The organism is Singulisphaera sp. GP187, assembly GCF_900129635.1.
Lineage (GTDB): Bacteria > Planctomycetota > Planctomycetia > Isosphaerales > Isosphaeraceae > Singulisphaera.
Genome location: NZ_FSRB01000002.1, coordinates 2,127,863 through 2,153,056 on the forward strand (window position 1 = coordinate 2,127,863; position 25,194 = coordinate 2,153,056).

Annotated in this window: 13 protein-coding genes; 11 read left to right on the forward strand and 2 right to left on the reverse strand. The window is 63.6% G+C overall.

What is annotated here, in order from left to right:
- Nucleotides 1-45: 45 nt before the first annotated feature.
- Complete coding sequence (locus BUS42_RS32810) at nucleotides 46-1,251, reverse strand: sensor histidine kinase (protein ID WP_074314156.1); 1,206 nt, start codon at nucleotides 1,249-1,251, stop codon at nucleotides 46-48.
- A 485-nt stretch (nucleotides 1,252-1,736) separates the two neighbouring features.
- Between BUS42_RS32810 and BUS42_RS32815 the strand changes: the two genes are divergently transcribed.
- From BUS42_RS32815 to BUS42_RS32845, 7 genes are all read left to right on the forward strand, one after another.
- Nucleotides 1,737-2,156, forward strand: a complete 420-nt coding sequence (locus BUS42_RS32815) for a BON domain-containing protein (protein WP_074314158.1) — start codon at nucleotides 1,737-1,739, stop codon at nucleotides 2,154-2,156.
- Nucleotides 2,157-2,427: 271 nt separating this feature from the next.
- Nucleotides 2,428-2,769 carry a hypothetical protein gene (locus BUS42_RS32820; RefSeq protein WP_074314160.1) on the forward strand — a complete coding sequence of 114 codons (342 nt, stop codon included), beginning with the start codon at nucleotides 2,428-2,430 and terminating at the stop codon, nucleotides 2,767-2,769.
- Nucleotides 2,770-3,918: 1,149 nt separating this feature from the next.
- Nucleotides 3,919-5,016, forward strand: coding sequence for a DUF1559 domain-containing protein (locus BUS42_RS32825; protein WP_074314163.1), 1,098 nt, complete (start codon nucleotides 3,919-3,921; stop codon nucleotides 5,014-5,016).
- A 174-nt stretch (nucleotides 5,017-5,190) separates the two neighbouring features.
- Complete coding sequence (locus BUS42_RS32830) at nucleotides 5,191-9,012, forward strand: ankyrin repeat domain-containing protein (RefSeq protein WP_074314165.1); 3,822 nt, start codon at nucleotides 5,191-5,193, stop codon at nucleotides 9,010-9,012.
- 429 nt (nucleotides 9,013-9,441) lie between these two features.
- Nucleotides 9,442-12,087 (forward strand): magnesium-translocating P-type ATPase, encoded by a 2,646-nt coding sequence (gene mgtA / locus BUS42_RS32835; RefSeq protein ID WP_216821106.1) that lies wholly within the window; start codon nucleotides 9,442-9,444, stop codon nucleotides 12,085-12,087.
- An 84-nt stretch (nucleotides 12,088-12,171) separates the two neighbouring features.
- A complete protein-coding gene (locus tag BUS42_RS32840; protein WP_074314167.1) occupies nucleotides 12,172-13,761 on the forward strand; it encodes a bifunctional aminoglycoside phosphotransferase/ATP-binding protein in 1,590 nt (529 codons plus the stop codon).
- Nucleotides 13,762-13,764: 3 nt separating this feature from the next.
- The gene (locus BUS42_RS32845) at nucleotides 13,765-15,726 is read left to right on the forward strand and encodes a heavy metal translocating P-type ATPase (RefSeq protein WP_074314169.1); all 1,962 of its coding nucleotides are present in this window, start codon (nucleotides 13,765-13,767) and stop codon (nucleotides 15,724-15,726) included.
- An 88-nt stretch (nucleotides 15,727-15,814) separates the two neighbouring features.
- On the opposite strand, the gene BUS42_RS32850 is transcribed toward BUS42_RS32845, so the two are convergent.
- On the reverse strand, nucleotides 15,815-17,149 hold the full coding sequence (locus tag BUS42_RS32850; protein WP_254053945.1) for a TolC family protein: 1,335 nt from the start codon (nucleotides 17,147-17,149) through the stop codon (nucleotides 15,815-15,817).
- Nucleotides 17,150-17,715: 566 nt separating this feature from the next.
- Here BUS42_RS32850 and BUS42_RS43925 point away from each other — a divergent pair.
- The 4 genes from BUS42_RS43925 to BUS42_RS32870 all read left to right on the forward strand — a co-directional run bounded on the left by BUS42_RS43925 (nucleotide 17,716) and on the right by BUS42_RS32870 (nucleotide 24,997).
- Nucleotides 17,716-18,192, forward strand: coding sequence for a hypothetical protein (locus BUS42_RS43925; protein ID WP_159452325.1), 477 nt, complete (start codon nucleotides 17,716-17,718; stop codon nucleotides 18,190-18,192).
- 166 nt (nucleotides 18,193-18,358) lie between these two features.
- A complete protein-coding gene (locus BUS42_RS32860) occupies nucleotides 18,359-20,074 on the forward strand; it encodes a heavy metal-binding domain-containing protein (protein ID WP_074314171.1) in 1,716 nt (571 codons plus the stop codon).
- A gap of 16 nt (nucleotides 20,075-20,090) precedes the next feature.
- A complete protein-coding gene (locus tag BUS42_RS32865; protein WP_074314173.1) occupies nucleotides 20,091-24,119 on the forward strand; it encodes an efflux RND transporter permease subunit in 4,029 nt (1,342 codons plus the stop codon).
- A 170-nt stretch (nucleotides 24,120-24,289) separates the two neighbouring features.
- Nucleotides 24,290-24,997 carry a hypothetical protein gene (locus BUS42_RS32870; RefSeq protein ID WP_074314175.1) on the forward strand — a complete coding sequence of 236 codons (708 nt, stop codon included), beginning with the start codon at nucleotides 24,290-24,292 and terminating at the stop codon, nucleotides 24,995-24,997.
- Nucleotides 24,998-25,194 lie beyond the last annotated feature (197 nt).

Genomic DNA, 25,194 nt, shown 5'->3' on the forward strand with positions numbered 1-25,194 from the left:
CGTCGGCGCCCTTGACCCACCTTGAGCGTCAACGTCAAGTTCCCGTCAGGGCGGCCTGCGATCGAGTCGGACCGGCCCAGTCTCGCTCGGGGAGGGGGACGCCAGCAGACTCACCGTGAAAACGCTGCCAAGGCCAGGCTCGCCCTCCACTCGCAACCCTCCTCCACACTTATCAAGGATCGTCCGGACGATGGCAAGGCCGAGGCCCAGCCCGCGCGGCTTGGTCGAGTAAAGCGGTTCCATGATCTTGAGCCGATCCGCCGTCGTGATGCCGACCCCCGTATCGGCGATCGCCACCTCCACGGTTCCGTCGACCTCACGGCCTGAGATCGTCAGCAGGCCGCTCGGGGCCATGGCATCGCGCGCATTGCGGATCAGGTTGCCGAAGACGATTCGGAGTTGGTCCGCGTCCGCCAGCGCGGGGGCGAGCGATGCAGGCAGCTCGACTTCGACCTTGATGCCAGGCCCCGGTGGGTCGGCCTCGAGTGCCTCATTCACACAAGCTGCCACGAGAGTCGGCCGCAGGCTGGGCATAGGCATTCTGGCGAAGTTCGCGAGCGTCGTGATCACGCCGTCGGCCAACCCCACTTGCCGATCGATCCGGAGCAAATGTTCGGCGAGTTTCTCGGGCGTTGGGCTTGGGCCGTTGAGGAGATAATAGACCGAGGTTTTGACCACGTTGAGCGGGTTACGCAACTCATGGGCTACCCCGCCCGCGACCTGGCCGAGGGTCGCCAGTCGCTCGGTGCGCTGGAGTCGCAACGCGGATTCGGCTTGATAGGCCACCTCGATGATGGCCAGGTCGAGGTCGAGCAGCGTGTTCAAGGAGCGGTTCGTTTCCTTGAGCAGCGAAAGATCTCCCTCCCACCTCCCCTGGAGGATTCGGTCCAGGCCCGAGCGGAGTCGGGATAGAGCCACGTTAGTGTAGACCTGGTCGAGGCCGATTTCGACGTGGCGCCAGCCGACCCGCCAGCGGCGCTCGACGTACGACGCGTCGTACCGGCCGGCAAGCAACTCGCGGACCCACTGCAGCAAGGTGCACTTGAGGCGGTCGATCTGGGCTTGGCCGCCTGTGATCACTTTGAGGACCGCGGGATGGCGCTCGATCTGGTTGTAGAAGTCATTGATGAGGGCGGGGAGTTCAGGATCGAGCCGCGCGGCGACGGCCCCGATTCGCCGAGCATCCTCGTCGGTCCAACCCACGTAGGACTGCAACTCCCGGTAACGATCGAAGAGCCGATCCGGGTTCATTCCCAAGACCTCAGGCCCACACGCCGCTCCCTTTCAATTCCAAAACATTGCCCCCTCCCCGCCTGGGGCGGTTGCGTGGGCTCACTTGACCCGGGTCGGATTGTCCGTCGCGAACCATCCGACCGATAAAGACCAATCTACTCGAAGTCCTGGGCTGAGGAAAACAGTTCTAACGGATTGGAGAAGCTCAGCCGCCGCCGCCCGGGAAGACTAAAGACCTTTGAATCATGCCCGCTTGACACATGCTGACTGCGCCGTTACGATGAGTTTGTCATTGCTCGTGAGGGGTAATGGCTCGAGGCTATGGTGGCCCCGCCCTGCGAATTGAGGCAAGGCCGGGGCCGTTTGTTTGCGCCTTGCCCGCATTTCCGACGAACGGAGACCCGGAGCGTTCTGCGTTCCGGTCCAGCACACCGCGGCAATGGCTGCCGCCCCGGGTCCCCAGCGATGGTTCTCCATCCCTTGGGGGGACAGGAGGAGGCACCATGACCATTTCATTGAGTCCAACCAGTGATCGCGAACCACAGGCACGCCCGGGGCCATCGCTTGAAGTCGGCCTTGGCCATGAGGCCGAGCGTCGACTTTGCGAGAGTGGTTACCTGGCTCTGCGCGACGTTTCCGTTTCGTCGGAATCCCACGCGGGGACTTTGTGGCTGCGCGGGCGTTTGCCCACCTACTACCTCAAGCAGGTCGCCCAGTCGATCGTCTCCGAAATCGAAGGCGTGAACCAGGTTGTCAATCATATTGATGTCGTCGCGCCCGCGGGCCGTTCGCCGCTCGGCCACGAGGCGGAGGGAACTCTGGACACGACCGGGTCGAACGCGTTGGCACGGACGCTCCAGCCATGGGAGGCATCGAGCCCGTTCGCATCCCCGGAGGGGAACTGGGCGCGAAGCTGGTCCTGAGTCGCAAGTTGAACGAACCAATCATGATCGATGGCGCCCGTTGTGGCACGGTGGTTCTGTTCGCTCATCAGGCACCCCGGCGGAACTTGGCCCCGTTGTCTGCTCCTTTGAACGTGAAGGTTCCCTCCCCTGCCCCTTCGGTTGTCTCCAACCCAACCGACCTGAAGCTTGGGCGAACGGGAGCGGATGGATCGCGGGCCGAGAGTCCACGGCACTAGAAGTGCGTGCAAGATGACTCCAGGAGATTGTTGGTTTCGCGGAGAATTTTGCCATGCGGACTGACCAGTGTCACTTGATCGTGGAAGACGCGCTCTGTGCGAGTTGTTCGGTGCACACGACGCGTGTGCATCACAGTGACTTTCCAGAGATCAGGGCCGAGTGCGGCTCGGTCGCGGACGGGGTCGCCTTACTTGTTAAGCATTTGAAATGTGCGCGGGAGAATGCTCAAAGCAACTGGCGTCACGAGTTGATCGATCGAGCCATTGCCGACGCGACCGAGTTCCTCAATGCGATGGCCGAGGCCGGACCGAACCACGAGGCGTTTTGCCGGTGTGTGGCCCGGATTCCCGACCAAATCGAACCCATGCTCCCCGAACGCAGTACGTCTCTCTGAGCTGTCCCGGTTCCACTTGCCCGGTCGAATTCCTGAGCCTTCACGGGATCGATGGTCATCGATCAACTTGGAATGGTTCCATGGCCGACAGGCGAGTCCCCATCAGGTTTGGGGCTTCGATGTCGGACCGCTGGTCCCGCGGGGGGCTGATCCCCGGATCGGTGCGCGGTCTCGCCGCTCGGACAACACTTTGTCCGGGCCACCTACCCAACGCCGGGCAGAAAACCCGGCAACGTGACGATACTCACCGATTTTCCCGACTTTGCCAGCCCCGGAGGGGCGACCATTCCTACGACCCAGGGCGCGAGTCCTAGGTAGGAACGGTCGCCCCTTCGGCGTTGCATGCCGCAGAGATTACTTTTCTGAATCACAATTAGACAAAGTCGCATTTTGAGTTGACGTCAGGGTTGGCACGGCTCGCTCCCAGGATCCAAGGACTCGCAGTCCCAAAACTGCGTGAAACTTGGGGACTGCCGACGTCGCTGGACCCCCGTCCGAAAAAAAATCTGAAAAAGAATCGAACCGAGATTGATCAGTTTCACACGCCTGACGTATATTCGTCTCATACTAGAGGCCACCGAGTCGAGTAAGTTCTCTGCAAATACATAATGGGGGTAGGATTCGGGAGCGCAGACGCCGGCCGTCGTGTTTCAAAGACCCCGCGGACCTCATCTCCCAAAATTGCAGAAAGGTTGACCACACAAACGAGCCGATGGAATGATTTGTCCCCCGGGCCTCAACGGGTGTTGGCGGCTTGAAACCCATGCCCGCTGTTCGAATTTTGACTGCCACTTGGGGAGGAGCAATCCTCTTCCTTCGTTCCGCTGCTTTGAAATATCGGAACTTCGGTTCCGAATATGAAATTGGTGAGTATGGATTCTACGAGGAGCCAGAGCCAATTTCAGGCCATTCGTTGCCCACGGCAATCGCCACATGATGCGATTGTCGCGGTCCTGCACGCTCCGCTGAGATGGAGTATTTCTTATTCATGTTCAGATGAGCGATAAAAAATGATGTTCGGTTAACGATTAAGGCCAGTTCTCCCTTCATAGGCCACTCGCGATCTGCGAAAGCGGCTTGATGCGCCCACTGAGGTCAGACAGCGTCCATGATTCTTTCCTTCTCTTCCAATCCCGAGGGGGTTCCCCGATGAGAAGTAAGAGGCGAGGTTTCACGCTGATCGAACTGCTGGTCGTGATCGCCATTATCGCCGTTCTGATTGCCCTGCTGCTCCCCGCCGTCCAGGCGGCGCGAGAGGCGGCCCGGCGATCGCAGTGCGTCAACAATTTGAAGCAGTTCGGACTTGCGCTCCACAATTACCATAATGTCAACAACAGCTTCCCGATGGGGTCCGGCAGCGGTGTGCTCGCGCCGGCGACGATGACTTACCAGGCCAAGGAGTGCTGGAGTTCTCACGCGTCGTTGCTCCCTCTGTTGGAGCAGACTGCGCTCTATAACGCGATCAACTTCAACTTTACCTGCGATTCGACGGGCTATCCGACTGCGTACCCCAACTACACCGTCTTTCACACGCAGGTGCTTACGTTCCTCTGCCCCTCGGATCCCAACGGGCCGACATTGGCGAACGATGGCACCGCGGGCAATAATTGCTATTTCGCCTCCATCGGGGCCACGACCGACATCCTCGGCGGTAGCGGCTCGAATACCAATACCGCGACGCCGAGCCTGGCCACGGTCCCGACCACCGGGCTGTTCGCGTTCCAGCAATCCAAGACGATCGCCAGCGTCATTGATGGGACGTCCAACACCATCGCCTATTCCGAATCGACGGTGGGGAGCACGTCGGCACGACCGAAATCGAAGTTGGTGGGACTGGTCGGCGTCCCGCTCCAGACCGGAGCGACCGGGGCCGTCCAATACAACGCTTTCACGAATCCGGCCGGCGTGAAGGCCGGCATTGCGGCGTGCTCACAGACCTGGAACACCTTGGCAAAGACTCCCGACCTCCAGCGCGGCGACAATTGGTGCCAGGGAGGGATGTGCGCAACCTTGTTCAATACCATCGTCCCACCCAACGGCGAATCGGATGAGTGGGCCTACTGCGGCTTTCTCGCATCCGGGGCGTGCTCGAATATCAGCAACGCGGATAGCTACCATTCCGGTGGAGTGAATGTGCTCATGGCCGACGGCCACGTCCAGTTCATGAAGGACTCAACCAATCAGACCACCTGGTGGAGCCTGGGGACAATTGGCGGCGGCGAAGTGATCAGCAGCGACGCCTTTTGAGGTCGATCAAGTCCCCTGAATCGTTGGCCAGGATCGAGAGCTGTCGCCCTCGGTCCTCACTCCCGCGGTTTACCAACGCGATGCACTCGCCCATACCGGTTTTAGCCCCGTTGGGGCTAAAATCGGCGTGAGCGTGCGCCATGCGTTGGTAAACCGCTGTAGGAGATGATTGCAATGATCCTCCACGACGCGGCACGGTGCGGCGACGCGGCGACGATCCGCGACTTGATCGACGCGGGAGCCTCTGCCGAGGTCCGCGATGACGAAGGACGAACGCCGCTCCTGCTCGCGGCCGAGGCGGGGCACCTCGCCGCGGTGCGGGCCCTGGTTGAGGCAGGAGCCGAGGTCGACGCACCGGCCCTACCGCCCGGCGAGGATTCGAATGATCCGCCGGCAGAGCCGATCCTGCCGGTCGTCTGCCGCCGGGGCCTGATCGATCGGGTCTGGCCCCTACTGTACGGCCAGGCAACGGTCCGAGAGCGGAGAAAGGGGAACCCGGACGGTCCGACCCCCCTGATGACCGCCGCAGCCGCAGGGCACGAGGCGGTCGTTGCGTGGCTGCTCGCCGCCGGCGCCGACGTCAACCGGCGCGACCGCGATGGCTTCACGGCCCTGGCCTACGCCGCGGCCTTCGATCATGCAGCAATCGTCCACGCCCTGATTCGGACCGGCGCCGACCTCGACCCGGTGGGTCACTATCACATGCGGCCGGTCGGCGTCGCCGCGCTGCTCGGCCAGGCCGGCGCGGTACGGGCGTTGGTCGAGGCCAGGGCAGACCTGACGGCGGTCGAGAGCTGGCCGGCCTTTTCTCCCCTGCACCTGGCGGTCCGTTACAGCAACGCCGAAACGGTGCGTGCGCTGCTCGCCGCCAGCGCCGACACCCGTGCGAAGTTCCTCGACAGCAGGGTGATGGAGATGGCCTTCGACCGCGGCCAGGCCGAGATCATCACGGTGCTGGTTACCGGCGGCGCCGACCTCGCCGCCGAGGATTCGCGCCGGCTCACGCCGCTGCTGCGCGCTGTCGCCAAGGGGGACCGAGCGGGCGTACACAGCCTGCTCGCGGCCGGGGCCGACCCGAACTGCGCGGTTACGGGCAAGAAGAAGGAGCCCTACGCGACCCAGGCCCTGCCCGGCGGGGCAACGGCCCTGCACCTCGCAGCTTGCCGAGAGGAGCCAGAGTTCGTCGTCGACCTGCTCGCCGCGGGGGCCGACCCGACGGCGAGGGATTCACTCGGATTCACCCCGCTGGCCCTCGTGCTGGCGAGCGGCAATGCCGAGGCCGCGCGGCGCCTGCGTTCGGCCGCGCCCCCCGCCGAGGATGAGGAGTCGCTCCTCCTTGCTTACGAGCTGGTCGCGGCCGTGCGCCGGGGGGACGAGCCGGCCGTGCGGGAGTTGCTTGCCGCGGGGGTTGATTCGGGGGCGACTATCCCCGACACGTTTAAGTATCATTACATCCTGCGTTGTGAAGCGCAGGAGCACTTCGGTGACTTCGACCCGTATCGTGACCGCGGCCCCGGCACTTTCGGCGACGCCGGCCGGTCGGTGTTGGCACTGGCGATCGAGCGGGGGCATGACGCGATCGCCAATGCCTTGATGGCCGCCGGGGCACCGACCGCGGGGGCCGGCGGGGGCCGGCGGGGGGAGGTCGGGAAAATCCCTCTGGCCGTCGCTGCACGCGAGGGGCGGCGCGACGTGGCCGCGGCCCTGCTGATGGCGGGGGCCGACCCCAATGCCCTTGACGACGAGAATCGGACCCCCTTATTCCACGCCGCGGGGACCGGCCACGCGGCGATCGTCCGCGACCTGATTGCGGCTGGAGCGAAGGTCAATCTCAAGGACCGCGAGCGTGGGATGCCGCTCCGCGACGCGGCCGCCGAGGGGCACGCCGACTGCGTCCGCGCCCTGCTGGAGGCGGGCGCGATACCCCGGCCCCACGACCTGTCCCTGGCGGCGATGGGCGGGCACGTCGAGGCGGCGCTCGTCCTGCACGATGCCCTGTCGGCCCGGGGGATCGAGCTCGAGCCGCAGACGCTGACAATGGCGGTCTGGTCCGGCTCGGACGAACTCGTGCGGCGGCTGCTCGACGAGGGTTTCGACCCCTCGGCCCGCGACGAGCACGGCACGCCGGCCCTGGCGACGGCTTGCCACAAGGCGCTGGGCCTGGTGCAACTCCTCCTCGACGCCGGGGCCGACCCGAACGCCACCGACCGCGAGGGTTCGACGCCCATCGCGTTGGCGGTGATGTTCGGCGGCCCGGCCGTGCTCCGCCTCCTCCTGGAGCGCGGGGCGAGCCCGGAGGGTCGGCCCGACGGTGTGACGAAGGGGGAGACGCCGTTGATCCGCCTTGCGGGCAACGGCACGGCGTCGATGGTCGGCTGGCACAAGGACCCCGACGTGTTGGCCCGGGCCTGGGCACGAGACCGGGAGATGATCGGCCTGCTGCTCGACCACGGGGCCGACGTCGAGGCCCGCGACCAGGCCGACGGCCGTACCGCCTTGATGCATGCGGTCGAGAAGGGGCACGAGGACATCGTGCGCGCTCTCCTGGACGCGGGGGCGGAGGTCGACGCCCGCGACGAGCGGAACGGCCGGACGGCCCTGCACTGGGCCACCCAAGGGGGACGCGCCGGGGCGGTCGAGCTTCTGATCGCCGCCGGAGCCGACCCCCTGGCCGCGGACGGCGACGGCCTGACACCTGAGGCCGTCGCCCGCCGCGCCGGGCACGAAGCGCTTGCCCGGGTGCTGCGGGCCAAGACGGGAGATCGTCCCCGGGGCGGTCGGTCGATGTTGGGCGTTTTGCGGAAGGCCATCGAGGCAGGGGACGCAACGGCGGTTCAGACTGCCTTGGAGGCGGGGGCCGACGTGAACGCCCGGCTGGCCGGGAAGAAGACCCCCTTGCTGCTGGCCGCGGAGCGGGGGAGCGTCGTGGTCGTCGAGACGCTGCTCGTCGCCGGGGCCGACCCGAACGTCCGCGACGCCGACGACGCCACGCCTCTGCTGATGGCGATCGAGGCGAAGGGCGCGGAGGTCGTCCGTCTGCTGCTCCGCGCCGGGGCCGACCCCGACACTGGCTCCCGGCGGCACGGCAACGAGGAGCGGGAGACGCCCCTCATGGTCGCCATCGGCGAAGCGAGTCGGGCCGACGAGAACGCGCTGCACGACTCCTCCAGGCTGGACGATGAAGGCCCCCACGACCGGGGCACCCTGGCGATCGTCCGCGCCTTGGTTGAGGCCGGCGCGGCTGTCGACCGGGAGGACGACTGCGGCAACCGGCCGCTCTGGTACGCGCTGGACCTTGGCCAGCCCGAGATCGCCTGCCTGCTGGTTGAGGCCGGCGCGGGCAGGGACTTCGTGAGCGCGGCTTACCTGAAGGCACGGACGCTCGCCAGGGCGGCCCGCGCCCCTGGGTTCCGGGCCCAAGTCGAAGCCTTCGCCGGGCGCTACGGCCTCGAGCCTCAGCCTTGGACCGACCGGCCGACGCGGCGCGACTTCCAGCGGATGCGACAAAGCGGTGAGCTCCCGACCGGGCCGACGATTGGCGCCCAGTTCCACACGACCCGCGACGTTGCCGAGGCACTGCTCGCCGAGCAGGAGGATTGGCGCCGCCGCGGCGCGTTCCCGGTGCGGACCTCATGCTACGGTGACGATTTCGACTTCGAGCGGCAGACGATTGGCCTCCTGCCGACCGACGACCCCTATGTCGTTATCGCCGCCGTCTGCGGCCCGGGGACCGACTGGGGATGGGTCTGTCCTGCTTTCACGATTCGTGACCTGAAGGCGATGGAACGCGATTATCCGTTCACGTTGATCGGGTGCGAGTCGCATTCGCTGGAACTTCAATTCGCCGCGCCGGTCGCCGACCCAGTCGGCCTGGCGCGTCGGCTCGGCTCCATCCGGACCCACCTTGGCGGGTCCGGACTCTCCGAGTACCCGGACGACGAGGAGGTGGCTGACCACCTGGCCGGGTGCGCCCGGATCGGCTTCTACTGGGAATGATCGATACGGTCGTCACGTGACCGGGTTTTCCGACCGGATCCATCAACCCGGTGCCGCTGCCACAGTGTCAAAAGTGCCACTCCACGCGAAGGCCCACAGACAGGGAGCTGACGCTCCCCGCTCGCCTATCAGAGGCGAGCGAAATCCATTGCACCACGATCGGTGCCGTCCCTGGGTCGTTGGTCTTCGCTCGCCTGACAAAGGCGAGCGGGGAGCGTCCGCTCCCCGTCTTTCGACGGACGAAGTGCCCTCGGTAACGTGGCGACAGTCTCCATGTTTCGGGCTTTATTCGACTCTCTTGTCTCGGAGAATGCGCTACTGAGGCTTGTGTTTGCCAAAGAACTTCTGTCACCCTACGTTGGTATAGGTGGGACGACGATCACTCCACGGAACGCAACCGAGGGGAGTCCGCACTCGAGAGGAGTCCGTGTGCCGAAGCGACGATCTGGGAAAACGGATGACGATCGCTCCGAAACGAAGAACAACCGTGACGATTCGCGCGTGGGGAGGAATGGGAAGCCTGGCCTGAATCCAACTCCGAATCTGCCCCGGCTCGATCGCGACCGGACCGCAAGGTTCTGGAGCCTCACTTCTGAGGAATTGCTGCGACGCCTTCGGTCGGGGCGGCAAGGCCTGACTCCCGACGAGGCGGGGCGGCGATTGATACTCTGGAGCGAGAGCCTGGGCCGGCCAAGGGCTCGGCATGGCAGACTGGTCTTGCTCGGCTCGCAGTTCAAGAGTCCGATCATCCTGATCTTGGTCGCCGCCGCCGGCCTCTCCGCCTCCCTGGGCCAGGACACCGATGCGCTCATCATCATCGCGATCGTGCTGGGGAGCGGTTTCCTCGGGTTCTGGCAGGAAAATGGAGCGGCCGACGCCGTGGAGGCGCTGCTGGCTCGGGTCCGGATCAAGGCCGCGGTCATCCGGGCTGGTGCGGAGGTCGAAGTGCCGGCTGAGGAGGTCGTATCCGGGGATCTTGTCGTGCTCAATGCCGGCGATATCGTTCCGGCCGACTGTCTGATCCTGGAGTCGAAGGACCTCCACCTCGATGAGGCGACACTGACCGGGGAAACCTACCCGGTCGAGAAAGCGGCGGGCGTGGAGGCCGAGGATACGGCACTCGGACTGCGACGAAACAGCCTCTTCAGGGGCACCCATGTGGTCAGCGGCACGGCCACGGTCATCGCGGTCCACACCGGGGAGCAGACCGAGTTCGGCCGGATCTCGCAGCGGATCGACCAGACACGGCCCGAGGCTGAATTCGAGCGCGGCGTTCGCCGGTTCGGTTACCTGCTGATGGAGTTCACGCTCGTCCTGGTCCTGATTATCTTCGCGATCAACGTCGTCCAGGGACGCCCGGCGCTGGATGCCCTGCTCTTTTCCACGGCGCTGGCGGTCGGCCTGACCCCTCAGTTGCTGCCGGTGATCATTGGCGTCAATCTCGCGCATGGAGCGCGGGCGATGGCTCGGCGCAAGGTGATCGTCAAGCGGCTCGCGTCGATCGAGAATTTCGGCAGCATGAACGTCCTCTGTTCGGATAAGACGGGCACGCTGACCGAGGGGGTTGTCCAGATCGAAGCGGCCTTGGATTGCGCGGGGCGTCCGAGCGAGAAGGTCCTGTTCCATGCCTGCCTCAACGCCTCGTTCGAGGCGGGGTTCTCCAACCCGATCGACGAAGCGCTCCGCGACTCGAAATCCCTTGACCTATCCCGCTACCGTAAGCTCGGTGAAGCACCCTATGATTTCATCCGAAAACGACTGAGCGTTGCGGTCGAGGTCGACGGCCGTTGCTTGATGGTGACCAAGGGCGCTCTCAACAATGTCCTGGAGGTCTGCACTCGGGCCGAAGGGGCGGAGGGCGAGGTCGTGGAACTCGCCTCGGTCCGGCCTGAGATTGAGCGGCACTACGTCGAGTACGGCGCTCGTGGATCGCGCGCGTTGGGGGTGGCGTACCGTGACCTTGGACACGATTCAACGCCCTTGCGAGATCAGGAGGAGGGGATGACCTTTCTCGGGTTCCTCGTGCTCCATGACCCTCCGAAACCCGGCATCGACGCGACGATCCGAACGTTACGTCAGCTCGGGATCGCACTCAAGATTCTGACGGGAGACAACCGGCTCGTCGCCGCCACTGTGGGCCGGATGGTTGGGCTGGCCGGGTCTGAAGTGCTCTCCGGGACGGAGATTGCCCGGATGAGCGACGAGGCCCTGACTCGGCGGGTTGGCGATATCGAGGTTTTCGCCGAGGTCGAACCCAACCAGAAGGAGCGTGTCCTCCTCGCTCTCAAGAAGGCAGGGAACGTGGTGGGCTACCTGGGGGATGGGATCAACGACGCCTCGGCGTTGCATGCGGCGGACGTGGGCGTCTCGGTCGATTCGGCGGTGGACGTTGCCAAAGAGGCGGCCGATATCGTCCTGCTCGAAAAGGACCTCGGCGTCCTGATCGAAGGGGTCCGGGAGGGAAGGGTCGCGTTCTCAAATACCCTGAAGTATGTCTACATGGCGACGAGCGCCAACTTTGGTAATATGCTCAGCATGGCGAGCCTCTCGCTCTTCATCCCGTTCTTGCCGCTGCTCCCCAAGCAGATCCTACTCATGAACCTGCTGACCGACTTGCCCGAGATGGCCATTGCCACCGATGAGGTTGACCACGAGCTGACTGACCGACCCCGCCGCTGGGACGTCCGTGACATCCGCAATTTTATGATCGTCTTCGGAGCGATCAGCTCGCTCTTTGACTTCGCCACGTTCGGCGTTTTGCTCGTGATGCTCCACGCCGCGCCGAGTCAATTCCGGACCGGCTGGTTTATGGAGTCGGTGATTTCCGCCTCGGTGATCGTGCTGGTGATCCGGACCCGAAAGCCGTTCTACGCGAGCCGGCCGGGAAAGACGCTGCTGGCGAGCACGATCTTGGTCGGGGGGGCGACACTTTTGCTCCCTTCCACCCCCTTGGGGGTGGTTCTGGGGTTCCGCACGCTCCCAGCCGTGTACCCGTTGGCGTTGGGAGCGATCGTTGCACTCTACGTCGTCGTGGCGGAGCTCACCAAGCGAATTTATTTTCGCTCGAAGGCATAAGATTCGCATTGAGTTATCAACCGAAGCTTCGAGACTTCAGGTCTCGTCAGAGATGGCCGGCGCGAAGTCGCGCAGGAGGTTTCGATGAAGCTCACGGATCTGATCGTTGCCCTTACCGACCCGAGTGCCTACCCCCACCCGGTCGACGAGGTGGAAGTTCACCAGACCCACATCTCGGTCGTTTTTCTCGCGGGTCCCTACGCCTACAAGATCAAGAAGCCGCTCGACCTGGACTTCCTCGAGTACGGCACCCTGGAGAATCGGCTCCAGTTTTGCGAACTGGAAGTCGTCCTGAACCACCGTTTAGCGCCCACGGTCTATCTTGGCGTCGTCCCTGTCGTGCGGCAGGGGAGGGCCGTCAAGATGGATGGCCCGGGCGAGGCGATCGAATGGGCCGTGAAGATGACACGGCTGCCCGAGACGGCGACGATGCGGGAACGGCTCCGTCGCGAGGAGGTCGGAGTCGATCAGGTGGAGGCGCTGGCGGAGCGGGTGGCGGCCTTCCATGCCGATGCAGAAGCCAGTCCGCACATTTCGGCCGCCGGCCGCTTTGATGTGGTCGCCCGAAACGCCCGGGAAAACTTCGAGCAGGCCACGTCGGATGTCGGCATGACCGTGAGCCAAGCCGTGTTCGAGAGATTGCGGGGTTTGACCGAGGAGGCCCTGACTTATCATCGGTTCGATATTGAGGCACGTGCGATGCACGGAGTGCCGCGCGACACCCACGGCGACCTGCGGCTCGTTCACGTTTACCTCTTCCCCGACCGACCGCCTCCGGAAGACCTCGTCATCGTGGATTGCATCGAGTTCAACGAGCGGTTCCGCCATGCCGACCCCGTGGCTGACATGGCCTTTCTCGCCATGGATTTCGCCCGTCACGGCCGGCCGGACCTGGAGCGGGCGTTTACCGATGCCTACTTTCACGCCTCGCATGACCTCGAGGGGCGAACTCTACTTCATTTCTACAAGGCCTATCGCGCCGCGGTGCGTGGCAAGGTCGAAGGCCTGATCGCCAGGGAGCCGGAGATTCCCGCGGCCGAACGAATGAAAGCCCTCGCCAGTGCCCGCGCCCACTGGCTCCTGGCCCTTGGCGAGCTCGAAGAGCCGGGCCGGAGACCCTGCCTGGTCCTGGTGGGAGGCCTGCCGGGGACGGGCAAGTCGAGCCTGGCGCAAGCGCTCGACCGGCAACATGGGTTCACCCTCGTTCGCTCGGACCTGGTTCGCAAGGAACTGGCTCGACTCACTCCCGAGGAATCCGTAGCTTCCCCCTACGGAACGGGGATCTATCACCCTGAGTGGAGCGAACAGACTTATGCTGAATGCTTGAAGCGAACGGAGTTGCTTCTCTTCGAGGGAAAACGCGTTGTGGTCGACGCGACTTTGGGAGTGGAGGCGAATCGCGTTGCCTTTCTGGAAACCGCGGCGCGCTGGGGAGTACCGACGGTGTTCCTCTGTTGCCAAGCCGAGCCGGAGGTCGTTCGGGCACGGCTCGAGCGCCGCAAGCATGACGCTTCGGATGCCGACTGGTCGATCTACCTCGAGGCCGCTGCCGACTGGGAGGCGCCGGGGCCGATCACAACGCGGTCGCTCCATGAGATCGACTCGGGCGGAGACAAAAAGAGCGTGCTCGCTCGGGCCGCCACCATTCTCCGCGATCTTGGACTTGAGGACTGAACGGTGACGAAGCCGCAACCCGATCCGCAGGTGTCCGGGGCGAACCGTCAGCAAGGGATTATCGCGATCTTCACACTCGTGGCGATCGCGGTTCACCTGCTCCTTCGCTTCGGAATTCGAACGCCCTCGACGCTTCAGGGAATCCCCCTCGCGGTTGTCCCGTTGCTACTTTGCCTCGTTTTCGGCGGTGGACCACTGATTCTCGAACTCCTCGGCAAACTGGTCCGTCGCGAGTTCGGCGCCGACCTTCTGGCCGGAATCTCCATCCTCACCTCGGTACTCCTCGGTGAATACCTGGCAGGTTCGTTGGTCGTCCTCATGCTTTCCGGCGGCGAGGCGCTTGAAGCCTACGCCGTGCGCAGCGCCTCCTCCGTTTTGGAGGCGCTGGCGAAACGGATGCCGTTGCGCGCTCATCGCAAACAGGAGGGCAGTCTTGCGGATATCCCGTTGGATGAAGTTGGGATCGGCGATGAACTGGTCGTCTTGCCCCACGAGATCTGCCCGGTCGACGGGCTCGTCCTTGAGGGGCATGGCACGATGGATGAGTCATTTCTCACGGGTGAGCCCTACCTGATGTCCAAGTTGCCTGGCTCGACCGTGATCTCGGGCGCGATCAACGGCGACATGGCGCTCACGATTCGGGCCGAGAAGCGTGCGGAAGACTCGCGCTACGCCAGGATCATGCGGGTAATGCGTGGTTCCGAACAACGTCGACCGAAGCTACGACGGCTCGGCGATCAGCTTGGTGCCATCTACACGCCATTGGCTGTCGCGATTGCCCTGGCCGCCTGGGGGGTGAGTGGCGATCCGATCCGGTTCCTGGCGGTGCTCGTGGTCGCGACACCTTGCCCACTACTCATCGCCATTCCGGTGGCGATCATCGGTGCGATCTCGCTGGCGGCGCGGCGGGGGATTGTCATCAAAGACCCGGCCGTCCTCGAAACGATCGACGGTTGCCGTACCGCGATCTTCGACAAGACCGGAACCTTGACTTACGGACGGCCGAAACTCACCGAAGTGATCCCTCGCCCAGGGCTGGAGGCCGATGAAGTCCTCGCGCTGGTCGCCAGCCTCGAGCGCTACTCGAAGCACCCGTTGGCGGGCGCCATCCTCGAAGGGGCACGCGCAGCGAGGGTCACGCTTCGGGACGTGAACCAGATCCAGGAACGGCCCGGTGAGGGGCTCTTGGGGATCCTCGACGGACAGCGGATTCAGATTACCGGCCGGAAGAAGCTGGTCGCGCAACAGCCGCAAGTGGACCGCGAACTCCCTGCGATCGCGGGTGGCCTTGAGTGCATCTGCCTGATCGACGATCGTTACGCCGCCACCTTGCGGTTCCGTGATGAACCGCGGGCCGGGGGGGCGTCGTTCATTCACCACCTCGGTCCCAGGCACCAATTCGACCGGGTGATGCTCGTCACGGGTGACCGCGAGTCGGAAGCTCATTACCTGGCTGAACAGGTTGGCATTAACGAGGTCTTTGCGAACCAGACCCCGGAGCAGAAGCTGGAAATCGTTCGCCGGGAGACGCAACGGGCGAATACCGTTTTCTTGGGAGATGGGATCAACGACGCTCCGGCCCTGACGGCCGCGACGGTCGGGATCGCCCTTGGGCGGAATAGCGATATCACCGCCGAAGCCGCCGGCGCGGTGATTCTCGATAGCTCACTTCAGAAAATCGACGAATTTCTCCATATTAGTCGACGATTGCGGACGATCGCACTGCAGAGCGCGATCGGCGGAATGACCTTGAGCCTAATCGGCATGGCGGTGGCCGCAGCAGGCTATCTACCTCCTGTCGCGGGGGCGATTGGCCAGGAGATGATCGACGTGCTCGCCGTCGCGAATGCGCTGCGAATGGCGATCCGACCGAAGTCGCTCACCGACTACGATCCACGCCCGACTGACCCGGAAAGGCTGGACCCCCGCACTTCGATGTTGGAGGTCCCGGTCGGATCCGTGTAAAACGGTTTCTGAAGTCGGCGGGACGGGTTGGAGTCCAGGTAAAGCTTGGCCGAACCTGCGTTGATGATGTTTGATGTTGTCGATAGGTTTATTGTGGATTTGCGTCTGAGCGCTTCGGCTCCGTTGTCTGCGTTCCAGACGCGAACGGACCGTCTCCATTTGAGGTCGGCGGCGGTTGTGGTTGCAAACGCTGGCCGGCGGAGGGCTCGGTGGGTGCTGTGATGGTCGCGGGCGGATGTTCATTGAGCTGGACGCCGACGATCCGCTCGAGCGAGGCGAGCGCCTTGCCCAGTTCGGACTCAAGGCGGGCGATCTGGAGTCGGACGGTGAGGAGTTCCCTGAGGCCGGTGATCAGGGTGATGAAGTCCTGGTTGCCGACCCGGTAGTCGTTCGTCGCCAGTTCGAGCACGTTTTCGGCCCGAGGTAGGTAGCTCGTTCGGAAGAGGTCGAGCACCTCGCGCCGGGCTTTGGCCTCGAGGAATAACTCCTTCACCTCTTCGTAGGTTTCGTCTCTGAGGTCGTCGTAGCCCCTGGAGTCGGCGATGGCGCGGGCCTTGGCCTCGTTCACCCCAGCAGCAAGCTTCTGTTGATAGATGGGCAAGTTGAATCCGACGATGAAGCCGACGTTGTCTCGTCCGTCGGCAATGGCGGACATGCTGTTCACTCGCGTCATCATGCCGTAAGCGATACCCGCGGTGATGTTTGGGTAGTAACGCTTCTTGGCGAGCTCCACCTGCCGTTCGTCGCGGGCGATCGCGGCGAGCTTGCCTTGCAACTCAGGCCGGGCCGCGGCGGCGAGGCGGTAAAGCATCTCAACCTGGGCGGGGACCTGAGCAACTTGCATTTCCGAAACGGCCCGCAGGTCCGCTTCGGGGCTGACGTGGAGTTGCCGTGCGAGGGCCGCTTTGGCCCCCGCGAGCTCCTGGCGGACAGTGACTAGCTCACTCTCCACGTCCGTGACGATGTTCTGGGCGCGAAGCACGTCCTGGAGCGTGGTCGTGCCCGACTTGAGTCGCTCACGGGCGAGGACGACGAAATCCTCGGCGAGCTTCCGGTTGTCGGCCAGGATCGCTTCGGCCTTCTGGTTGAAGTAAATATTGTAATAAGCACGCTTCACGCGTGAGACGACCTCGAGCTGGGCGGCCAGAAACTCGTAAAAGGCGGTCTTCGCCTCCTGCTCCGCTGCCTGACCGCGAAGCTTGAGCGTGCCGAACCAGGGGAACTGCTGGGTGATCATCAGCTCATAAGGCATGTACCCCATGAGCGAGTATTGGGGCGCGTTGCTCGGGAACGGCCAGATGGTGTTTTGCACCATCGGGTCTTCGAGTGCGGTCTCCTGGGGGATCCGCTGCTTCATGGCGAGTAGGTTGAACCGCGCGGCCTGCACCCCGCGGTTCTCGGCCAGAGCGTGACAAATATACACGTCGACCGGTTGCTCACCACTGAGGCCGGGGGGGCCGGGGCCGGGTCGAGTGCCGTGGCCATTGGCTCGTCAGGCCGTATCGATTCCGGCGGACGATGGGCCGTGGCCTGTACGTTGCCGGCCACTTCCTCGTATTCCACAAGTGGGAATGGGTGAACGCAGCCAACCATCGCGACAAGCGTGAGAGGGATCAGGCGTTGAGGTTGTAGTCGGCTCATTGCCGGCCCCTGCTTTCTTGAAAGGAGATCAATGCACGCACGATCGGCGCAACCGGCAACGCCGCCATCGGGGGGGGAACCCAATCCCGTGTATCGGCTGAGACGGTTCATTCGCTTCTATCGATTCTTTCGGCGCGAGCGAGTCTCAAGGAGTTCGGGTTGGTTTGAGCCGTAATCTCGCCACGGATTCCCAACGAAACCAAGGGAGGCGTGGCCCGTCGTTGTTGTCGCAGTCGGCCATGTTTAAGATTTGACGAGCGGCTGCCGAACTTGTTCTCAAGGCGGTAGTGCGGTAGAATACATCGAAATCGCACGATCCCCCCAACTCCTCGAAAGAACTTGTAGGCTATGACGACACGACGCCCGAGAACGAACTTCGCCTTGGTTGCCTTTGTGGCGATCGCGGGGATGCTGTCGTTTGCGGACGTCGCCTCGGCCTGCACGACGACGAAGTCCGCACCGGCGGCATCCCGTGCCTGTTGCGCGAATCGTCCTCCGGCTGAGTGTGGCTGCTGCGGCAAAATCGAGTCCATGCCGACTTCGGCCGAAGCGAAGCTGGGGGATGTGATCGTCGCCTCTCACGCTCGGCTGAGCTCCCCGCCTGCCTCGCCCACGTGCGAATGCCGGGAGAACGAGCCCGCCGCTCCTTCCGAGCGTCCGGCCCAGCCGACGCACAGCCAACGCACCGACGGGCAGAGTGGCGAACTCTCGGCCGTCGTCCCCCTCACGGTCCGGCCTTCGCTCACGCTCAGCCGTCACCGACTTCCGAACGAGAGCCTGCTCAAGTCTCCGCTCTACCTTCGAATCTCACATCTCTTGATCTGAACTCCCACTTGCGAATGACGACTTCATGCTGCGCTCGTTTGGCGTCTCTTTCGCCAGGCGTACGCTCGGCAATAAGCCGTTCCAAAACCACGCCCTATCGTGATTGACGCACGCAAGAAACGCGCCCCTCGGGTTTATAACCCGAGTTGAGCGAGGAGTTTCGATCATGTCCGTTCATGGACCTTCCCCTCAGTCCGACTCGGGTGCGCCTGAGTCTGGCACTCGACCTGCGCCGAGCGCGGCGAATGAGCCGCAGCTGACACGCTGGCAGAAGTTTCGCATGGTCGTGAAGGTCGTTGAGCTCAGGCTCCGCTTCATCGCCCTAATGGCCGTCACGGGCCTGGTCTTCGCCTACTGGGACACGCTTTGGAATCACTACGAGAAGTGGACCCGTCCCGCGGGGGAGACGCACGCGGCGGCGTCGGACAGCGAACACTATTGCCCGATGCATCCGACGGTGATTCAGGTCGAGCCGGGCTCGTGCCCGATCTGCGGCATGCCGCTCTCGAAGCGGAAGAAGGGGGAGAAGGAGACGCTGCCAGCGGGGGTTCTTGCTCGCATCTCGCTCGCTCCCTTCCGGGTGGCCCAGGCCGGGGTGCTGACGAGTACGGTGAACTACGCTCCGCTCTCCGAGACGATGACGACCGTTGGCTCCATCGAGGTCGACGAGCGGCTACTCAAGCGGATTTCGTCGAAGACCAAGGGGATGGCCCGGGTCGATCGGCTCTTGGTGAATTTCACCGGCACCAAGGTGAAGGCGGGGGAACCGCTCGCGGAGGTGTACAGCCCCGAGTTGTATCAAGCCATTCAGGAGCTCCTCCTCAATCAGAGCTCGATGCGCAAGCAATCGCAGATGCAGACGACCCTCGGCCGCTCGGTATTGGGAGATCCGAACGAGCTGGTCCGGCTCTCGGGCGAGAAGCTCAAGCTCTGGGGAATTGCCCAGGCCCAGGTCGACCAGATCCTCCGCGAAGGGAAGGCGGATTTCCGTCTGCCCATCCTCGCGCCCATCGGCGGAGTGGTGATCCGGAAGAACGTGGTCGAGGGGGAATACGTCAGCGAAGGCCAGGCCCTGTTCGAGATCGCCGACCTCACGCATGTTTGGGTCAAAGCACAAGTCTTCGAGAATCAGTTCTCACTGGTTCGGGTCGGACAGGCGGTGGAAGCGACCGTCGAGGCCTACCCGGGCGAACTTTTCACGGGGAAGGTTGCGTTCATCGACCCGGTCCTGAATTCCCAGACGCGCACGGTCACCGTCCGTTACGACCTGGAGAACGCGGACCTTCGCCTCCGCCCTGGTATGTTCGCCACCGTCACGCTCAAGACCCCGGTGGCCGACACTCCGGCGTTCCACGCCCGGATCGTCTCACGTCCCACTGCGGGAGCGACTCGGCGGGCGAGCCTCACGGTTGACGAACAGCAGGTCTGCCTCGTGACTCACGCCAAGCTCGGCTCGATGGGGGCCCCGATTCCGATCGAGGTTCAGGGGCAGAAGCTCTGGATGTGCTGCGATGGGTGCGAGGCGAAGCTCAAGGGAGAGCCCGTGAAGTACCTCGCTCGGCTCGCCCCGGCGCCGAAGGATGAGGTGCTCACCGTCCCCGAGTCGGCGGTCATCGACACCGGGACCAAGAAGGTCGTCTACGTCGAGACCGACCCCGGCGTCTTTGAAGGGCGCGAAGTCGTGCTCGGCCCGATCTCGGGTGACCGCTACCCGGTGCTCGACGGCCTCTCCCCCGGCGAGTCGGTGGCGACTTCGGGATCGTTCCTGATCGACGCCGAGAACCGGCTCAACCCGAAGGCGGCCGCCAAGCCGGCTACCGACGCAACGCGGTCGGCCTCCGCCCCTGTCCCCGCCGCAGCAACGCCACTCCACCGGCATTGAGAAAGGAGGTTGGTCCATGATCGAAGGAATCATCGAGTGGTCGATCCGGAACCGCTTCCTTGTCATTCTTGCCTCCATCGTGGTCGGGATCGCGGGCTTCCGTGCGCTGATGACGATGCCGGTGGATGCCATTCCGGATCAGTCCGAGAATCAGGTGATCGTTTTCACCGACTGGATGGGTCGGAGCCCGCAAGAGATCGAAGACCAGGTCACCTATCCGCTCACGACGAAGCTCCAAGGGCTCGCTGGGGTGAAGGTGGTTCGCTCGTCGAGCGAGTTCAACTTCTCGATGATCAACGTCATCTTCGATGACTCGACCGACTACTATTTCGCCCGCCAACGCGTGCTCGAACGGCTCGCGACCGTCGCCCCCGAACTCCCGCAAGGCGTTACCCCGTATATGGCGCCCGACGCCACGGCCGTCGGCCAGATCTTCTGGTACACCGTCGAGGGGGAGAACTCCGACCTCGGCGAACTCCGCGCCATCCAGGACTGGTACGTCCGCTATCAGTTGAATTCCGTCCCCGGCGTTGCTGAAGTCGCCTCGGTGGGCGGGGCCCCGCGCGAGTACCAGATCGACCTTGACCCGAACCGGCTCCGCTCCTATGGCATCAGCTTGGGCGAGGTCTACTCGGCCGTTCAGCGCTCGAACTCGGCCGTGGGCGGCCGGGTCATTCACAAGGGGAACGCCGAGTATCTGATCCGTTCCGTCGGCTGGATCAAAAATCTCGAGGATTTGAAGGATACCGTCGTCGCCCAGCGTGGGGGCGTGCCGATCGACCTGCGGACCATCGCTTCGGTCCAGATGGGCCCTGGATTCAAGCGGAGCGTGCTCGAGAAGGATGGGAGAGAAGTGGTTGGCGGCGTTGTGATGATGCGGTTCGGCGAGAACCCGCTCGAAGTCACGCGCAAGGTAAAAGAGAAGATCACGACACTGAGCGCCGGGCTCCCCGAAGGGGTCCGCATCGTCCCGTTCTATGACCGCACACCCTTGATCAACAAAGCACTTGAAACGGTCTCGGACACGGTCAAGGAAGAGATCCTGATCTCCACGGTGATGATCGTCCTGATCATGGGGCACCTCGGCGGTGCATTCGTCGTTTCGATCACGCTCCCGCTGGCGATCCTTTTCAGCTTCCTGCTCATGAAGATATTCGGAATCCCGTCGAACATCATGAGTCTCGCCGGGATCGCGATTTCGGTCGGTATCCTTGAGGACCAGGCGGTCGTCATGACCGAGAACGCGGCACACCACCTCACGCGACGGTTCGGGAATCGCCGCGTGACCGGGAACGTGCTCGACACAATCATCCCGGCCTGCCGCACGGTCGGCCGTCCGATCTTCTTCTCGGTACTGATCACTATCGTCTCATTTCTCCCTGTGTTTGCTCTGACCGGCCGCTCCGGGAAGATGTTCCACCCGCTCGCCTGGACCAAGACCTTCGCGCTAATTGGCGTGGCGATCCTCGCCATCACGCTCGTCCCGGCACTCATCCCGATCTTCCTCAAGGGCCGGATCAAGTCCGAGGACGATAGTTGGCTGGTCCGGACGATGATCACCATCTTCAAACCGATGCTTTCCTGGCTGATGGATCGGACCACACTTGTCTGCTGGCTCTTCGTCTGCATCCTGGGCACGGGCTACCTCGCCTCGACCAGACTCGGGAGCGAGTTCATGCCCCCGCTGGATGAGGGGTCGATCCTCGACATGCCGACGAGCGTACCGCGGATGTCGGTGACGCAAGCCACGCAGGACCTGAAGGCCCGCGACGCCGTGCTTCGCGGTTTTCCCGAGGTACTGACGGTTGTCGGCAAGGCCGGTCGTGCCGAGACCGCGACCGACCCCTCGCCACTCGACATGGTCGAGACGATCATCAACCTTCAGGACCGCGAGGTCTGGCCCAAGCGAAAGCTCAAATTCGACGACGCCCTGAGCCAAACCCGGGCCGCGCTCACCGCGCTCGAGTCGAAAGGCATTTTGAAGCCCTCGGCCACGAAAGAGGATCGCGATGCGTTTCTGAACGAGTCGGCGATGGAGGTGGTGACCCGCGTCGATACGACGCTCCGAGACCTGGCATTGCTGCGACTGAAGGAACACCGGCCGGTGCTCGGGACCCAACTCGCGGGGGAGGCCGTCGAATTGCTGCTGGAGCGGGTGGACCCGACGCTCATCGATCGCAAACTTACCGCGGCGGAGCGGGAGGACCTCGCGAAGTCGCTCGGCGAACTCCATGGCGAACGGCTCGCGCTCGAGCCTCGATTTGACGATGTGACCGACCTCGTAAAGGATGCCTCCAAGCGGCTGATTCACCTGGGTGTTCTCAAAGAGCATCCCGACCTGCTCTCGCCTCAACCCAACTCGTGGGAACAGGCAACCGACGCTGTCGGGGAGTTGTTCGGCAGGAGCAAGGAAACGCTCTTCACGCGACTTACCGAACGGCTGGTCGGGTTCCAGGAGGAGAAGGTCAAGGAGCGAATGAAGTCGCTCAACTGGGAGCTCTTCGACCGAGCCGTTGGCGCGGGCACCTGGGCCGCACTCGAAGAGCTGACGACGCGGGGGGACGCGAAGAATCTCACGGTCCGAAAGCCCAATCCCGACGAGCTCCCCGCCCTCCGGGCCACGCTCGAGAAGCCGTTCAGCGACCGCCTTTTCCTCTGGCAGAAGTCCAAGCAAGACCTCGTCGACGAGATGAGCACGGCGCTCCAGGTTCCCGGCTGGGGAAACATCTTCACCCAGCCCATCATCAACCGGATCGAGATGCTCGCGACGGGCGTGCGAACCCCCGTCGGGGTGAAAGTCTTCGGCGACAACCTCGACGAAATCCAGCGCGTCAGTCAGGAAATTGCCGACGTGCTCCGCGGCGTGCGGGGAGCAAACGGCGTGGTGCCCGACCAGATCGTTGGCAAGGGCTACGTCGAGGTCGATATCGACCGCAAGAAAGCCGCCCGCTACGGCATCCAGGTGGGCGACATCCAGGATGTCGTCGAAGTTGCCATGGGGGGCAAGCCGCTCACGATGACCGTCGAAGGCCGCCGGCGGTTTCCCGTCCGCGTCCGCTACGCTCGCGACTTCCGCACTGATGAAGAAGCGCTCAAGAATACGCTTGTCACCGCGCGAGGGGCGACCGGCGGCTCGGGCTCGGGCGCGGACGGGGACGGCATGGCAGGTCCTTCGGCGAGTGTCCCTGCATCGGGGGCCGCTGCTCAGCCGGTCCAGGTGCCGCTCTCCGAGGTAGCGACCGTCCGCGTGGTGGAAGGGCCATCCATGATCAAGAGCGAGAACGGCCTGCTCCGGGCTTACGTTCAGCTTACCGTCACCGGCCGCGACGAAGTCGGCTTTGTCGAGGAAGCCAGGCGGGTTGTCGCGGACAAGGTGAAGCTCCCGCAGGGGATGTATGTCGAATGGTCGGGGCAGTTCGAGAACGAGCTCAAGACGCGCAAGACGTTGCAGATTGTTTTCCCGGCCGTCATCGCGGTCATCGTGCTGATCCTCTATCTGACTTACAAGAGTTGGATTGATGCAGGTCTGATGATGACGAGCGTGCTCGGAGCGCTCGCGGGCGGGGCCATGTTCCAGTGGCTCTTTGGATTCAACTTCAGCGTCGCGGTCTGGGTTGGCTACATCGCTTGCTTCGGCATGGCGACCGAGACCGGCATCGTCATGCTCGTCTACTTACGAGAAGCCATCGAAGAGCGTGGCGGTCTCGAGGGCATCGAGTCCATCGCCGAGCTCAAAGAGGCAATCCTCCAAGGGGCCATTCACCGGCTCCGGCCGAAGCTTCTCACCGAAGGCACGACGATCATTTCGATCGCACCCATGCTCTGGGCGAGCGGCGTTGGCTCCGAGGTCATCCGGCCGATGGCCGCGCCTGTCCTGGGCGGGCTCCTCATCGCCGATGAGGTGATCGATATTTTCCTCCCTGTCCTCTACTTCGCGGTGAAGAAGTGGCAGTGGCGGAAGATTCACCACATCGGTCTGTTCGCCGTGAACGAACCGATGGCGTCCGGGATGCAAAACCACACGACGGCCCCCGTGGCCGAGTGACTTCAGTAGGCCTGGACGATGCACGATTCCTCGGTCGCAAACGCGATCCCGGGGAGTTGCGCCTCTTGACAGATGGAGCGTCAGAGACGCGAGTCGCAAGAACCCGTCGCACCCTTGGGATGGATTCCAGAGGAGCGATCACCCACTGTTAACCGAAAAGGAACCAATCGATGCAGACGTTTCGCTGTGATCATCTCCTGACGTTCGCCGCAAGTGTCGCCATCACTCTTGGCATGACCGGACTCGCCTTGGCCCACGACGGTCACGAGCACGGCGCGCCCCTTCACGGCGGCAAGGTGGCGATGACCAAGGAGTACCATTTCGAGGTCGTCTTCGCGAAGGACGGGATCAAGGTCTACCCGCGAAGCCACGAGGATCAGCCGGTCGACGCTTCGCGGCTGACCGGGACCGCGACGTTCTACCACCCGAGCTCGTCGTCGAAGCCTTGGTTCGAGCGGAAGCTCGCCCCGACCGCCGCCAGCCCCGGCCGAGCGCCGTCCTCGATCGGCACCGCCATCGATCTGGGCAAGGTCCCCGCGAGCGGCGCTAAGGTTGAGTTCAAGGTCGAGGGACTGCCCGAGCCGGCCGAGACGACGGCGGCCTTCATCGTTCCGTTCGCCCTGTCGTCGCGCGGCGAGCTCATCGTCACCAAAGCGACCAAGGCCGACGCGAAGGCCATCGCCGCGCTGAAAACCTGCCCGGTCAGCAACGAAGATCTGGACTCGATGGGCGGGCCATTGAAGGTCACCCGCGATGGCAAATCCACCTTGATCTGCTGCAAGGGTTGCCTCAAAGAGCTTCGGGCAAACCCGGCCAAGTACTTCGGTAACCAGGCCTCGTCCCCGGCCGCAAAGGATGAACACGACCTCAAGCACTAAGGCTAAGGAATAGGCCGAGAATCACCTTTCGATTCATGAAAGGGGCGGCCCCCACAATTTGTTGTCCGGGCCGCCCGACGGATGAACCACTCCTGTGCGTCAGAAAAAAATGCACGTATTTCGCAGCCCCGAAGGGACTGCAAATTACTTTTTGACTCGATGTAAGGAGTTGCTGATCTCTTCAGCAAGGAAATGGT

Excerpts from the sequence above, each read along its gene's own strand:
- BUS42_RS43925 (WP_159452325.1), top strand. The coding sequence starts at position 17,716 with ATGACGACACGACGCCCGAGAACGAACTTCGCCTTGGTTGCCTTTGTG.
- BUS42_RS32825 (WP_074314163.1), top strand. The coding sequence starts at position 3,919 with ATGAGAAGTAAGAGGCGAGGTTTCACGCTGATCGAACTGCTGGTCGTG.
- BUS42_RS32820 (WP_074314160.1), top strand. The coding sequence starts at position 2,428 with ATGCGGACTGACCAGTGTCACTTGATCGTGGAAGACGCGCTCTGTGCG.
- BUS42_RS32840 (WP_074314167.1), top strand. The coding sequence starts at position 12,172 with ATGAAGCTCACGGATCTGATCGTTGCCCTTACCGACCCGAGTGCCTAC.
- BUS42_RS32870 (WP_074314175.1), top strand. The coding sequence starts at position 24,290 with ATGCAGACGTTTCGCTGTGATCATCTCCTGACGTTCGCCGCAAGTGTC.
- BUS42_RS32810 (WP_074314156.1), bottom strand. The coding sequence starts at position 1,251 with ATGAACCCGGATCGGCTCTTCGATCGTTACCGGGAGTTGCAGTCCTAC.
- BUS42_RS32815 (WP_074314158.1), top strand. The coding sequence starts at position 1,737 with ATGACCATTTCATTGAGTCCAACCAGTGATCGCGAACCACAGGCACGC.
- BUS42_RS32830 (WP_074314165.1), top strand. The coding sequence starts at position 5,191 with ATGATCCTCCACGACGCGGCACGGTGCGGCGACGCGGCGACGATCCGC.
- BUS42_RS32865 (WP_074314173.1), top strand. The coding sequence starts at position 20,091 with ATGATCGAAGGAATCATCGAGTGGTCGATCCGGAACCGCTTCCTTGTC.
- BUS42_RS32860 (WP_074314171.1), top strand. The coding sequence starts at position 18,359 with ATGTCCGTTCATGGACCTTCCCCTCAGTCCGACTCGGGTGCGCCTGAG.